This is a genomic window from Paractinoplanes deccanensis (genome assembly GCF_016862115.1).
Classification (GTDB): Bacteria; Actinomycetota; Actinomycetes; order Mycobacteriales; family Micromonosporaceae; genus Actinoplanes; species Actinoplanes deccanensis.
In genome coordinates this window covers 39,599-51,932 of record NZ_BOMI01000070.1, presented here as the reverse complement: position 1 = coordinate 51,932, position 12,334 = coordinate 39,599, and the positions used below count along the sequence as shown (strand labels likewise).

Below are 12,334 nucleotides of genomic sequence, written 5' to 3'. Positions count from 1 at the left end.
GAGGCTAGAGCCGTTGGTCAGCTCGCGATAGGACCTCCCACCAGCAGGAACGCGCCGATCACCGGAGCCGTGCCGATATCTGGGGCAAATCCGCCGCGAGCAGACGCTCAAGGTGGCGCAGGTCACCGCCGCGCGCGGCGCCGAGGAAGGCGCGCACCAGGCGCCGATGGGCGGCGGCGTCGACCGGCCGGCATCGCCCGGCGGCCAGCGCGAGGTGAGCGCGCCGGGCCAGCTGCCGGCAGTTGGCGGCGCTCAGCCGGGTCACGTCCGCGATGCGCCGGTACGGGTAGTCGAAGGCCGTGCGCAGCAGGTACGTCGCGCGTTCGGCCGGCGTCAGCCGTTCCAGCAGCAGTCGGAGCGCGGCGTCTACGGCGTCGCCCCGCTCGGCCAGCGTGTCCGCGCCCGCGCCGCGATCGGCGGTGTCCGGCAGCCAGGGCCCGGCCGGGGTCTCCTGGCGCCGGTGGGCGGAGAGCACGGCGTTGATCGCGAGCCGCCGGGCGGTGACCGCGAGGAACGCCCGGGGGCTGCGCACGTCCGAGCGGTCCGCCCGCTCCCAGCGCAGCCACGTCTCCTGCACCACGTCCTCGGCGTCGCCGGCGTCACCGAGGACCCGCAGGGCGACCGCGTGCAGCCGCGGCCGTGCCGCGGAGAACTCCGCCAAGTTCGTCGTCACGGTCCCGCCTCCCGTCGCCACGCCTCCGGCCAGGCCCGGCCTGGCGATCACGGGGAAGCAAGACGAGGCCGCGTCGCGGCCCCGCGTGATCGGCGGGACGGACCGTGCGCCCACCATCACCCGGCCCGGCGGCCCGTCGAGCCCTTGGCGGCACGTGGCCGGGCCCGTGGTCGCGTGGCGGGGCCACCACGCGCGAACGCCCCGAGCGTGGGCCCGGGGCGTTCGGAGGCGGGCCGCTCAGGCGCGGCGCGGGTTGGGGGTGGGGCCTCGGCTCACGGGCCACTCCGGCGGGGCGAAGCGGGCGGCGCGGCCGTTGCGGCCGGCGGTCAGGCGGCGGCGCACGCCGCGGGCGGTGGTCTCGATGCCGAAACGGTTGTCGGGGAGCATCAGGCTGCCTTCCTCTCGGTGGTGGCGCGGTGGATGTGGATGTCGCCGCTGGCCGTGCGGACCCGCAGCTCGATCGAGCCGGGGGCGGCGGCGGGCGGGACCTCGTCGTCCGGCACCGGCTCGGCCGCCGGAAAGGCCGGCGACGGCGAAGCCGACGCGGAGGGCGAAGCCGCCGGAAAGGCCGGCGACGGTGAGGCCGGCGCGGAGGGCGAAGCCGCCGGCGGTGCCGAGGTGGGCGGGGCGGGCGGTGCCGAGGTGGGCGGTGCCGGCGGGGCGGCGGGCGGCGGCGGGAACGGCGGCCCCGGCCGCGCGGACGGCCCAGGGAACGGGTGGCCGGACGGCCCGGAGAACGGGTGGCCGGACCGCCCGCCGAACGGGTCCCAGTCCCGGTCGGGCAAGGGCACGGGCACGCCGACGCCCGGGACGCTCTCGAGCATGGCCCGCAGCCCGGGCACCGCGTCGATGCCGGGCACGGCGTCGAGGTTGACGAACGGGCCGAGGCCGGGCGCCGGCAGCGGCGTCGTGCCCGCTTCGGGGGTGAGGTCGCTGGTGGACCGGCCCGAGGCGCTGCTCAGGTCGAGCCAGACGCGGGTGCCGGGCGCGATGCCGATTTTGACGTCACCCGACGCGGTGCGGACGTCGCCGGTGCCGTCGCGCAGGCGCGCGATGTCGACGTCGCCGCTCGCCGCGGACGCGCGGATCGATCCTCCGACGTCTCCGACGCGGATGTCGCCGCTCGCGGTCTTGACACTGACGTCACCGGTGACGTCACCGATGCGCAGGTCGCCGGAGGCCGCCTCGGCCTTGAGCGAGCCGCCGACGCGGCCGACGCTGAGGTCGCCGCTGGCCGCGTCGAGCTTGACGTCGCCGGTGACCTCGGCGAGCGCGACGTCGGCGGAGGCGACGGTGAGCTCGACGGCCGACCAGGCGCCCTCGGCGCGCACGTCGGCCGCGGCGCTGCGGCCGGTCAGGGCGCTGCCGAGCGGGACACGCACGGTGATGCGCAGCTTCGGTGACCGGCGCAGCCGCCACGGGTTGTCATTGCCGGGCGGCTCGATGAGCAGCTTGTCGCCCTCGAGGACGACCCGGGTGCGGTCGGCGGCCGCGCGGCCCTTGTCGTTGTAGGGCTCGACGTCGACCTGCACCGAGTCGCGCGACTCGGCGGTCGCCTCGACCGTGCCGTCGAGGGCGCGCAGGGCCACGACCACCGGGGTGGGGTGCTCGAACTCGTACATCTGCGTCTCCTGAAGAGGGGAGGTCAGGCCTGGAAATATCCGGTGATCCGCTGGGACGACCGGCGCGGCGGGGCGGACGGGGCGGCGGGGCCGTGCGCGGCGGCCGTGACCGCCCGCACCAGCCAGGCGTTGACCGAGATCCCCTCGGCGGCGGCCATCTGCTCGACGTGGGTCTTGAGGCTCTCCGGCATGCGCAGGGTGAGCCGGGTGAGGTCACCGCCGTCGGCCGGCGGCGCCGCCGGCGTGGGGCCGGCCGGCGGCTCCGGGGCGTGCTGGGTGACCACCAGGTCGGCGTCGCGGCCGCGCAGCCGCACCTCGACGCTGGCGTCGCGCAGCCGGGTGGTGATCTCGGCGGCCGCGTCGGAGAGCGCCTCGAGCAGCGCCAGCCGGGCGGACGGCTCGAGGGAGTGGCCGAGCATCTCGGCCGCACGGGTGGTCTCGGGACCGCCCGGCGCGGCGGCCGCGGCCAGGTCCGCCCGGAGCGTCTCGAGGTACGGCGTCAGATCCATGCCACCACTATGACGTCACGAGTGACGTCAGTCAAGCGTCATCAGTGACATCTCAGGGTTCCACCCTGATGTCACCTCCGGAATCCCCGGACCGGAATCTCCGCGTCGCGATACGCCGCTGGGGTGACGTTTCCGCCCCGGCGCGCCGAAAGACTGAGTCGGCCGGCCGGGGACAGGCCCCGGCCGGACCAATCGAAGCGGGCCGGCCGACGGGGGCGGCACCGCACTGACCAGGGGGCGGGACGAGATGAGTGCGACGCCGGTCGCGGCGCGAGCCGACGAGGTGTGGAAGGTGTACGGCTCCGCGGAGGCGCGCGTGGTCGCCCTGCGCGGGGTGAGCGCGGGTTTCGCCAGCGGCAAGTTCACGGCCATCATGGGCCCGTCCGGCAGCGGTAAGTCGACGCTGATGCACTGCCTCGCCGGGCTCGACACGGTCACCCGGGGCACGGTGCACATCGGCGGCACCGAGGTCACCGGGCTCGGCGACAAGGCGCTGACGAGGCTGCGCCGCGACCGGGTCGGCTTCATCTTCCAGCAGTTCAACCTGCTGCCGACGCTGACCGCGGCCGAGAACATCCGGCTGCCCATGGACATCGCCGGCCGCAAGCCCGACCCGGGCTGGTGGGACACGGTCATCGAGACGGTGGGGCTCAAGGACCGGCTCGGGCATCGGCCCAGTCAGCTCTCCGGCGGCCAGCAGCAGCGGGTCGCCTGCGCGCGGGCGCTGGTCAGCCGCCCCGACGTGATCTTCGCGGACGAGCCGACCGGCAACCTCGACTCCAAGTCCGGCGCCGAGATCCTGTCGTTCCTGCGCGCCAGCGTGCGTGAGCACGGGCAGACCATCGTCATGGTCACCCACGACCCCGTCGCCGCGAGCTACACCGACCGGGTGGTCTTCCTGGCCGACGGCGAGATCGTCGCCGAGCTGGACGAGCCGACCCCCGAGACGGTGCTCGAGGCGATGAAGTCCGGGGAGGTGCTGGTCTGATGCTGCGCGCGACGCTGAAGAGCCTGCTCGCCCGCAAGCTGCGGCTGGTGCTCTCCGGCCTGGCCGTGGTGCTCGGCGTCATGTTCGTCTCGGGCGCGTTCGTCACCACCGACACGCTCGGGCGCACCTTCGACAACCTGTTCGCCGAGGGCTACGCCACCACCGACGTGGCGGTCACCGCCAAGCCCAAGGTCTCGGTCACCGAGGTGGAGGGCGAGCAGTTCGAGACGCCGCTGCCCGCGTCGGTGGTGTCCACCGTGGCCAAGACCGACGGCGTCAAGGAGGCGATCGGCGTGGTGGCCACCGACGGCGCCCGCGTGATCGGCTCGGACGGCAAGGTGGTGACGAGCTTCGGGCCGCCGCGCATCGGCGCGAACTGGACCGGCCTCGACGCCATCATGCGGATGCGCGAGGGACGCGGCCCCACCGCCGACACCGAGATCGCGGTCAACGCCGAGGTCGCCAAGGCCGCCGGCATCAAGGTCGGCGACAAGGTGGCCGTGCTGACCCAGCTGCCGAAGCAAACGTTCACCCTGGTCGGCATCTGGGGCTACACCGACGATCGCGACTCGCTCGGCGGCGTGCAGGAAGTCGCCTTCACCACCCCGGTGGCACAGCGCTCCATGCTCGGCCAGACCGGCGTGTTCACCCAGGTGACGGTCCGGGTCGCCGACGGGCAGACCCCCGAGGCGGTACGGGACCGCATCGCCACGGAGCTCGGCGGCGCGTACGACGTCAAGACCGGCACGCAGCTGGCCGAGGAGAGCTCGGCGAGCTTCAAGGAGGCGCTGAGCTTCTTCAACAACATCCTGCTCGGCTTCGCCGGGGTGGCGCTGTTCGTGGGCGTCTTCCTCATCCTCAACACGTTCTCGATCATCGTGGCGCAGCGGACCAAGGAGCTCGCGCTGATGCGGGCGCTCGGCGCGAGCCGCCGCCAGGTGATCAACTCGGTGCTCACCGAGGCCGTCGCGATCGGGCTGATCGCCGCGGTGCTCGGCCTCGCCGCGGGCATCGGCGTCGGCGCGCTGCTGGTCTACCTGTTCGGCACGATGAGCGGCGGCCTGGAGCCGGCCTCGGTGGGCGTGCCGGTCGCGGCGGTGCTCAGCGCGCTGATCGTCGGCGTGGTGGTGACGGTGGTCGCCGCGGTGCTGCCCGCGATCCGCGCGTCGCGCATCGCCCCGGTCGCGGCGATGCAGGACGTCGCCACGCCCGACCGGCCGCTGACCAAGGTGACCGTGGCCGGCGCGCTCGTCGGCGCGGCCGGCGCGGCGCTGCTCGGCGTGGGCCTCTACGGCGCCGGCTCGCTGACGCTGATCCTGGCCGGGGTGCTGGTGACCTTCGTCGGCGTCGCGCTGCTCACCCCGCTGATCTCCAAGCCGGTGGTGGCGCTGCTGGGCCGGCTCTTCTCGTGGTCGGTGCCCGGGCGGCTGGGCCGGCTCAACTCCGGCCGCAACCCGCGGCGCACGGCGATCACGGCGGCCGCCCTCATGGTCGGCATCGCGCTGGTCACCGGCGTCACCGTGGTGATGGACTCGGCGAAGTCGAGCCTCGCGGCGCAGGCCGAGGACACCATCAAGGCGCAGATCGTCGTCTCCGGCGAGCAGACCGGGCCGCGGCCGCCGTCGTTCGACGAGGGCGTGCTGACGAGGGCGCGCCAGCTCACCGGGGTGCGCACGGTCGCGGGCGTGTGGAACGACCAGGCCGTCATCGACGGCGAGCGGACGTACGTCAACGCCACCGACGACCTGGCCAAGCTCGCCGACGCCTACGGCACCCCGGGCCTGACCACGCTGCGCGGCGACCAGATGGCCGTCAGCTCCGAGGTGCTCCAGGAGCGCGGCTGGACCGTCGGCAGCGTCCACGAGGTGCAGCTGCCCCGAGGCGAGCTGCACAGATACTCGATCGCGGCCACGTACGACGAGGACCGGATGCCCGGCAGCTATCTGCTCCCGGCGGCCGCCACCAAGGAGTTCGGGATCACCCAGCCGATCTTCGGCTACGTCCGGCTCGACGACGGCGTCAGCGTCGGCCAGGTGCTGCCCGAGGTCAAGCGGCTTGTCGCGGACAGCCCGGAGGTCAACGCCACCGACCGCAGCGCCTTCATCGAGCAGCAGAGCGGCGACTTCGACACGGTCATCACGATGGTGCAGGTGCTGCTCGGGCTCGCGATCCTCATCGCGGTGCTGGGCGTGGTCAACACCCTGGCGCTGAGCGTGCTCGAACGTACGCGTGAGCTGGGGTTGCTCCGGGCGGTCGGCCTGGGCCGGGCGCAGACGATGCGCATGGTCACCGTCGAATCGGTGGTGATCTCGGTGTTCGGCGCGCTGCTCGGTGTCGTGGTCGGCGCCGGGCTGGGCACCGCCGTGGTGCGCGCCCTCGACGGCGAGGGCATCACCGACCTGGTGCTGCCGTGGGACCGCATGGGCCTCTACCTGGGCCTGGCCGCCCTGGTCGGGGTGCTCGCCGCGGTGCTGCCGTCGATCCGCGCGGCCCGGCTCAACGTTCTGGCTGCAATAGCCCACGAGTGACGAGCAGGTTCGCCAGATAGTCGGGGTCCACCCCCACCAGCGAGGTGCGCAGGTGGACCCCGTCGGTGGGCGGCAGCTCCAGCTCGGCCGGCACGGCCAGCACGGCCGCCCCCGAGGCGAGCGCGCTGGCCACGCCGGTCGGCGAGTCCTCGATCGCGACGCACTCCTCGATCGGCACGCCGAGCAGCGCGGCGGCGGTGCGGTAGGGCTCCGGGTCGGGCTTGGGCATGGTGACCTCGTCGCCCACGACGACCACGTCGAAGTTCTCGGCGCCGAGCGTCTTGAGGGCCACCTCGACGAGGCGGCGCCCGGTCGAGGTCACCAGCGCCGTGGGCAGGCCGGCGAGGCGTACGGCCTGCAGCAGCTCCATCGCCCCGGGCCGCCAGACCAGGCCCTCGCCGAAGAGCTCGAAGACGCGGCCGGTCAGCCACTCGACGTCGGGCGCCTCCGGGCGGTCGGGCTGGCCGAGGTCCTCGCGCAGGATCCGCATGCTGTTCGCCATGCTGCTGCCGATCATCGCGTGCCGCGCCTCGGGGGACAGGGTCCCGCCGGCGCGCGCGGCCAGCTCGTGCAGCGCGATCTCCCACACCTTTTCGCTGTCCACCAGCGTGCCGTCCATGTCGAAGAGCACCGCTGCCGGTCGTCGCGCGTTCAGGATGAGCCCCCATCTGTGTGCCGGATCCGCCACCCATTCTCCCCGGCCCTCAGGGGGCACGCGCGGGTAACGTCCCTCACTGTGACGCGTTCCGCGGCCGGGCGTAGCGTCGCCCGCATGAAGCGCGTTTCGCTGGCCGGGCTCGACGTGTCCCGGCTCGGCCTCGGCTGCATGGGCATGTCGGCCTACTACACGGGCCGCGACTCCGACGAGGCCGAATCCGTCCGCACCATCCGCCGCGCCCTCGACCTCGGGGTGACCTTCCTCGACACCGCCGAGGTCTACGGCCCCTACACCAACGAGGAGCTGGTCGGCCGGGCCATCGCGGGCCGCCGCGACGAGGTGCAGCTGGCCACCAAGTTCGGGCTCGTGTCGCACTTCGGCCGGGGCCGGCCGGACAGCCACCCCGACAACATCCGCGCCGCGGTTCAGGGGTCCCTGCGCCGGCTGGGCGTCGACCACATCGACCTGTACTACCAGCACCGCGTCGACCCGGCCGTGCCGATCGAGGACGTCGTCGGCGTCCTGGCCGACCTGGTCACCGCCGGCACGATCCGGCACATCGGGCTGTCCGAGGCGTCCGCGGCGACGATCCGGCGCGCCCACGCGGTCCACCCGGTGACGGCCGTGCAGTCCGAATACTCGCTGTGGTCGCGCGACATCGAGGCCGAGGTCGTTCCCACGCTGCGCGAGCTCGGCATCGGCCTGGTGCCCTACTCCCCGCTGGGCCGCGGCTTCCTCACCGGCACGATCCGCACCACCGGCCAGCTCGACGCCGACGACTTCCGGCTGAGCACCCCCCGTTTCTCCGGCGACAACTTCCAGGCCAACCTGCGCATCGTCGACGAGGTCGAGGCGGTGGCCCGCGAGGCGTCGGCGACCCCGGCTCAGGTGGCGCTCGCCTGGGTGCTCGCCCAGGGCGACTTCATCGCCCCGATCCCCGGCACCAAGCGCGTCACCCGCCTCGAGGAGAACGCGGCCGCCGACGCCCTCGCCCTCAGCGGGGAGCAGCTGGCCCGGCTGACGGCGATCCGGCCGCCCGCCGGCGACCGCTACGCGAACATGACCGAGATTGGCCGCTGAGCCCGTCACCCCGGCCACGCCGCGCCCGCTGCGGCGTGGCCTGCTCGCGCAGCGCTGGACCGAGGTGACGTTCCTGCACTGGCCGGTCGACCCGGCCGCGGTCGCGCCGCTGCTGCCGGCCGGCACGGTCCCCGACGCGCTCGACGGGGTCAGCTACGCGGGCCTCATCGGCTTCCGGCTCCAGCATCCCCGGATCCCGTACCTGGGCCGGTTCCTGGAGACCAACGTGCGTCTCTACAGTGTGGACGCTCAGGGCCGCCGCGGCGTCGTCTTCCGGTCCATGGAGGCGTCGCGCCTGGTGCCGGTCCTGGTCGCCCGGGCCGCGCTGCGCCTGCCGTACGAGTGGTCCCGCATGCGCCTGACCCGCGACCACGACACCGTGACCTACGCGACCCGCCGCCGCCCGCGGGGCCGCCCCGCGAGCACCATGACGGTCCGCGTCGGCCCGCCGGTGACCACCCCGTCGCCGCTGGAGCTCTTCCTCACCGCCCGCTGGGGCCTGCACACCCGCGCCTGGGGCCGCACCCTCCACCTGTCGAACGAGCACCCGCCCTGGCCCCTGCACCACGCCTCGCTGGTGTCGCTCTCCGACGGCCTGCTCCCGGCCGCCGGCCTGCCCGCCCCGCAGGGCCCGCCCGTCAGCGTGCTCTACTCCCCCGGCGTCCCCGCCGTCTTCGGCCCCACGGCCGCGGTCAGACCCGAGCCTTCCGGGCGATCGCGACGTCGGTGAAGACCTGAAACTCGATGCCGCCGCCGTGCGCCTCGACGACGGCCGTCGTGTCGTCCAGGGCCGCCCGCGCGTGGTCCGGGTCGAGGATGCGGTACATCGAGATCGTGCCGAGGTAGTCGCGGTAGCGGCGGGCGTCGTAGCTCAGGCGCCTCTCGTAGCGGCGGGTCTCCAGGCCGGTGAAACGCTCGTCGGTGATGCCCGTCGCCGGCAGCTCGCTGCGGAACTCGCCGAGCATGGACCCGTCCGCCGCGAGGAATCGGTGCGGGGTCTCCTCGTCGAGGCCGTGCCCGCGATCCACCTCGGCGAGCGCCGCGTGCAGGGCCGGATCGGCGACCAGGAAGAGATTCCAGAACGGCGCGAAGACACCACCCGGGGCCAGCGCCGCCCACGCCAGGTCGGCGCGCCGCCCCGGGTCCACCCAGTGCCAGGCCTGCGCGCTGTAGAGCAGCTCGTACGGCCTGTCCGGCCGCCAGTCCTCGAACGGTGACTCCACGACGGTGACGCCCGCGACGGTGCGCCGCAGCACGCCGGCCATGCGCGCGTCCGGTTCCACGCAGGTGACCTCGACGCCCGGCCGTGCGAACAGCTCGGTCGCCTTGCCGGTGCCCGCGCCGACCTCCAGCACCGGCCCCGGCGCCGCCGTCCGCAGGAGGTCGTCCGCCAGCCGGCGCGGATATCCCGGGCGCACCCGGTGGTACTCGTCCGCGGCCTCGCCGAAGACCGTGCGCCGTTCACGCTCACCCATGGATGATCAACCTAGCGGGCCGGAGGGTCTCAGGGGGCGCACAGCGAACCCACAGTTTTCCGACGCACAGTGGGGACACCAACCCATCCGGTTACTGGAGGTTCCCCGTGGGTGCTGTCCTCGCCATCGTGAGCCTGGTGCTCCTGCTGATGCAGCTGCTGCTCGTGGCCCGGGCGGTGCTCGACTGGAGCGTCGTCCTCGCCGGCCCGTCGGCGCCCGGCGGCCTGCGCTCGCGGCTGACCAGCGGCGTCTTCGCCCTGACCGAGCCGATCCTGGCGCCCGTGCGCCGCGTCATCCCGCCGATCCGCGCCGGCGGCATGTCGATCGACCTGGCCTTCATCATCGTCTTCTTCGCGATCGTGCTGCTCCGCTCCTTCCTCTGAGCCCGTCCCCCTCCGGCCCCGGGCCCCGGCCCGGGACCGCCCGCTCCGGCGTGCGGCCGCCCCACCCCCGTCACCGGGCGCGGCCGCACGCCGGACGCGCGTCACGCGTGCCGCACCCAGAGGTTCTCCTCGACGTAGACGCCGCGGTCGCGCTCGACGTCGATGTGCACCGTGTTGAGCGCGTCCGGCACCACGTAGTCGTCCGTGACGGGAAAGACCATGCCCGTCCAGCTCTCCCACTCCGCGACGGTGCCCTCGATCACCATGGACGACGGCGCCGGGCCGAGGACGCGGGCGCCCATGCGCTGATGGGTGCGGATCCACGGGTCGATGGAGAGGCCGTCGGCGCGCGTCCACGTCGCGTACTCGGCCATCGGCACGGTCGGGTAGCGGTGCTTCCCCGTGGGGCGCAGCGGGGCGATCACGTGCGAGAGGCCTTTCCCGTACGCCCGGCGGGTCAGCTCCCCGAGCACCGCGGTCGCCAGCCCGCGCTTGTCGTGCGCGGCGCCGACCGCGGCCGCCATGAAGCTCAGCGTCGTCGCCTCGCGCCCGGCCTCGTGGCCCTCGACCGCCCGCACGAGCGCGTCGTCGTATCCGCTCGGCAGGTCCGCGACGGTGCCGTCCCAGGCCAGCGGCACACCCCAGCCGCCGGCCAGCACCGCGCCGTCGTCGCCGAGGGCCATCACGTCGAAGTGGCCGAAGTGCTCCTCGACGCGTCCCAGGTACTTCTTGGGGACCTCGTCGTGGAAGATGAACTCGGGCCAGCGTTCCCGGAACACCGCCGCGGCCTCGTCCTGGAGCTCCGGATGATCGGCACGGGTCACGATGCGCACCGGGGCAGCGTAGAGGGATCAGACGAACAGGCCCCCGGTGGCACGGATGTTCTGCCCGGTCACCCAGCGCCCGTCGGGTGAGGCGAGGAACGCGACCACGGCCGCCACGTCGCCGGGCTGGCCGAGGCGGCGCAGCGCGGTCAGCGTGACCATCTGGTCCAGCACCTCCGCGGGGTTCTCGCCGCGCAGCAGGTCGGTGTCGGTGGCTCCCGGCGAGACCGTGTTGACCGTGATGCCGCGCGCGCCCAGCTCCTTGGCGGCCACCGCGGTGATCTGCTCCAGCGCGCCCTTGGAGGCGCAGTAGAGCGCGAGCCCCGGCCCCGCGACCACCGTGTTCAGCGTCGAGATGTTGACGATGCGGCCCTCGTCGCGCAGCAGCGGGATCGCCTCGCGGATCGCCAGCAGCGGAAACTTCACGTTCACCGTGAACGCCCGGTCGATGTCGTCCTCGCCGAGCTTCTCGATCGGCATCGCCGACACGATCGCCGCGTTGTTCACCAGGATGTCCAGCCCGTCGCGGACGGGCTCGAACATCGCCGCCACATTGGCCGTGTCCTCCTGATCGGCGCGCACCGCCACGGTTCCCGGCACGCGCGCGGTCACCTCGCGGGCGGCGTCGCGGTCCCGCCGGTACGTGAACACCACCCGGGCGCCGTCCGCGGCGAGCCGCTCCACGATCGCCCGTCCGATTCCCCGCGAGCCGCCGGTCACCAGAGCCGTCTTCCCCGTCAGCGTCATGCCCGCACGCTAGGCGGGCGCTCGTACCCCCGTCTTGAACGAATGCGCACCCGGCAGCGGCTCGTGCCGGAACAGGGCGCGCAACTGCACCGGGGTCACCCCGGCGAGCGCGCGGATCTCCCGCGTCAGATGCGGCTGGTCCGCGTAGCCGTTGCCGGCCGCCGCCGCGCTCAGCGGCACGCCGAGGCCGACCTGAGCGGCGGCCCGCTGGAACCGGGCGATCCGCGCGACCGCCTTGGGCGCGAGCCCGATGTGCGCGCGGAACCCCCGTTCCAGCCGTCGCCGGGTCGTGCCCAGCTCCTCCGCCAGCTCCCCGACCCGCACCGGCCCCGGACGCTGGAGACGCCGCCACGCCTCGGCCACGACCGGCGCCGGGCCGGTCCCGGCGGCGCGCAACGACTCGGCCAGCACGGCGTCGAGCAGGCCGTAGCGAGCCCGCCAGCTCGGTTCGGCGGCGAGCCGGCCCGGCAACTCGGTGGCGCGCGGCCCCAGCAGGCGGGACAGCGGCACCGTCGCCCCGGTCAGCTCACTCATCGGCAGGCCGAACAGCGCCGCCACACCGTCCGGCGTGAGCCCCACCGACACGCCATGGCCCCATGCGGTGTCGCCGTGCGTGGTCGCACCCGCCCGCGGCCCGGTCACCAGCCCGCAGGGCGAGTCGAAATCGACGATCACTGTCGTGTACGAGAGCGCGAGCAGCCGATGCGCGATCGGGGCCCGGATGCCCGACCGGAAGCCGGAGTAGCCCAGCACGAGCCCGCGCAGCCGCGGATGAGCCCGGCCCACCGCGACCTCGCAGGGCGCCGCCGGCACGTCCACCGGCACCGAGTGCACCTGCGCCGTCATG

Annotated in this window: 14 protein-coding genes; 5 read left to right on the top strand and 9 right to left on the bottom strand. The window is 74.1% G+C overall.

Going from position 1 to position 12,334, the window contains the following annotated elements:
- Positions 1-58: 58 nt before the first annotated feature.
- The 4 genes from Ade02nite_RS18920 to Ade02nite_RS18905 form a co-directional block, all read right to left on the bottom strand.
- Positions 59-673 carry a sigma-70 family RNA polymerase sigma factor gene (locus tag Ade02nite_RS18920; RefSeq protein WP_203764960.1) on the bottom strand — a complete coding sequence of 205 codons (615 nt, stop codon included), beginning with the start codon at positions 671-673 and terminating at the stop codon, positions 59-61.
- 237 nt (positions 674-910) lie between these two features.
- The gene (locus tag Ade02nite_RS18915) at positions 911-1,060 is read right to left on the bottom strand and encodes a hypothetical protein (protein ID WP_203764958.1); all 150 of its coding nucleotides are present in this window, start codon (positions 1,058-1,060) and stop codon (positions 911-913) included.
- Complete coding sequence (locus tag Ade02nite_RS18910) at positions 1,060-2,295, bottom strand: DUF4097 family beta strand repeat-containing protein (protein WP_203764948.1); 1,236 nt, start codon at positions 2,293-2,295, stop codon at positions 1,060-1,062. The genes Ade02nite_RS18915 and Ade02nite_RS18910 overlap by 1 nt, the downstream gene beginning before the upstream one ends.
- Positions 2,296-2,318: 23 nt before the next feature.
- Positions 2,319-2,804 carry a toxin-antitoxin system HicB family antitoxin gene (locus Ade02nite_RS18905; protein WP_203764944.1) on the bottom strand — a complete coding sequence of 162 codons (486 nt, stop codon included), beginning with the start codon at positions 2,802-2,804 and terminating at the stop codon, positions 2,319-2,321.
- A 247-nt stretch (positions 2,805-3,051) separates the two neighbouring features.
- On the opposite strand from Ade02nite_RS18905, the gene Ade02nite_RS18900 reads away from it, so the two are divergent.
- Both Ade02nite_RS18900 and Ade02nite_RS18895 read left to right on the top strand, forming a co-directional pair.
- Positions 3,052-3,792, top strand: a complete 741-nt coding sequence (locus Ade02nite_RS18900) for an ABC transporter ATP-binding protein (protein WP_203764926.1) — start codon at positions 3,052-3,054, stop codon at positions 3,790-3,792.
- Complete coding sequence (locus Ade02nite_RS18895; protein ID WP_203764923.1) at positions 3,792-6,320, top strand: ABC transporter permease; 2,529 nt, start codon at positions 3,792-3,794, stop codon at positions 6,318-6,320. The genes Ade02nite_RS18900 and Ade02nite_RS18895 overlap by 1 nt, the downstream gene beginning before the upstream one ends.
- Here the strand turns inward: Ade02nite_RS18895 and Ade02nite_RS18890 are convergent.
- Positions 6,289-7,008 (bottom strand): HAD family hydrolase, encoded by a 720-nt coding sequence (locus tag Ade02nite_RS18890; RefSeq protein WP_275409925.1) that lies wholly within the window; start codon positions 7,006-7,008, stop codon positions 6,289-6,291. The two genes, Ade02nite_RS18895 and Ade02nite_RS18890, sit on opposite strands and share 32 nt — an antisense overlap.
- Positions 7,009-7,092: 84 nt before the next feature.
- On the opposite strand from Ade02nite_RS18890, the gene Ade02nite_RS18885 reads away from it, so the two are divergent.
- Both Ade02nite_RS18885 and Ade02nite_RS18880 read left to right on the top strand, forming a co-directional pair.
- Complete coding sequence (locus tag Ade02nite_RS18885) at positions 7,093-8,058, top strand: aldo/keto reductase (protein WP_203764920.1); 966 nt, start codon at positions 7,093-7,095, stop codon at positions 8,056-8,058.
- Positions 8,048-8,788, top strand: a complete 741-nt coding sequence (locus Ade02nite_RS18880) for a YqjF family protein (RefSeq protein ID WP_203764917.1) — start codon at positions 8,048-8,050, stop codon at positions 8,786-8,788. The genes Ade02nite_RS18885 and Ade02nite_RS18880 overlap by 11 nt, the downstream gene beginning before the upstream one ends.
- Here the strand turns inward: Ade02nite_RS18880 and Ade02nite_RS18875 are convergent.
- Positions 8,751-9,533 carry a class I SAM-dependent methyltransferase gene (locus Ade02nite_RS18875; RefSeq protein WP_203764915.1) on the bottom strand — a complete coding sequence of 261 codons (783 nt, stop codon included), beginning with the start codon at positions 9,531-9,533 and terminating at the stop codon, positions 8,751-8,753. The genes Ade02nite_RS18880 and Ade02nite_RS18875 overlap by 38 nt on opposite strands.
- 107 nt (positions 9,534-9,640) lie before the next feature.
- Here Ade02nite_RS18875 and Ade02nite_RS18870 point away from each other — a divergent pair, with 107 nt between their 5' ends.
- Complete coding sequence (locus Ade02nite_RS18870; protein ID WP_239168871.1) at positions 9,641-9,916, top strand: YggT family protein; 276 nt, start codon at positions 9,641-9,643, stop codon at positions 9,914-9,916.
- A gap of 101 nt (positions 9,917-10,017) precedes the next feature.
- Here Ade02nite_RS18870 and Ade02nite_RS18865 read toward each other — a convergent pair whose 3' ends face one another.
- The 3 genes from Ade02nite_RS18865 to Ade02nite_RS18855 are packed head-to-tail and all read right to left on the bottom strand — an operon-like array spanning position 10,018 to position 12,333.
- A complete protein-coding gene (locus Ade02nite_RS18865) occupies positions 10,018-10,749 on the bottom strand; it encodes a hypothetical protein (RefSeq protein WP_203764912.1) in 732 nt (243 codons plus the stop codon).
- Between the two features lie 18 nt (positions 10,750-10,767).
- Positions 10,768-11,487, bottom strand: a complete 720-nt coding sequence (locus Ade02nite_RS18860; RefSeq protein WP_203764909.1) for an SDR family oxidoreductase — start codon at positions 11,485-11,487, stop codon at positions 10,768-10,770.
- Positions 11,488-11,496: 9 nt separating this feature from the next.
- Positions 11,497-12,333: a helix-turn-helix domain-containing protein gene (locus Ade02nite_RS18855; protein WP_203764906.1), complete on the bottom strand. Its 837-nt coding sequence runs from the start codon at positions 12,331-12,333 to the stop codon at positions 11,497-11,499.
- Position 12,334 lies beyond the last annotated feature (1 nt).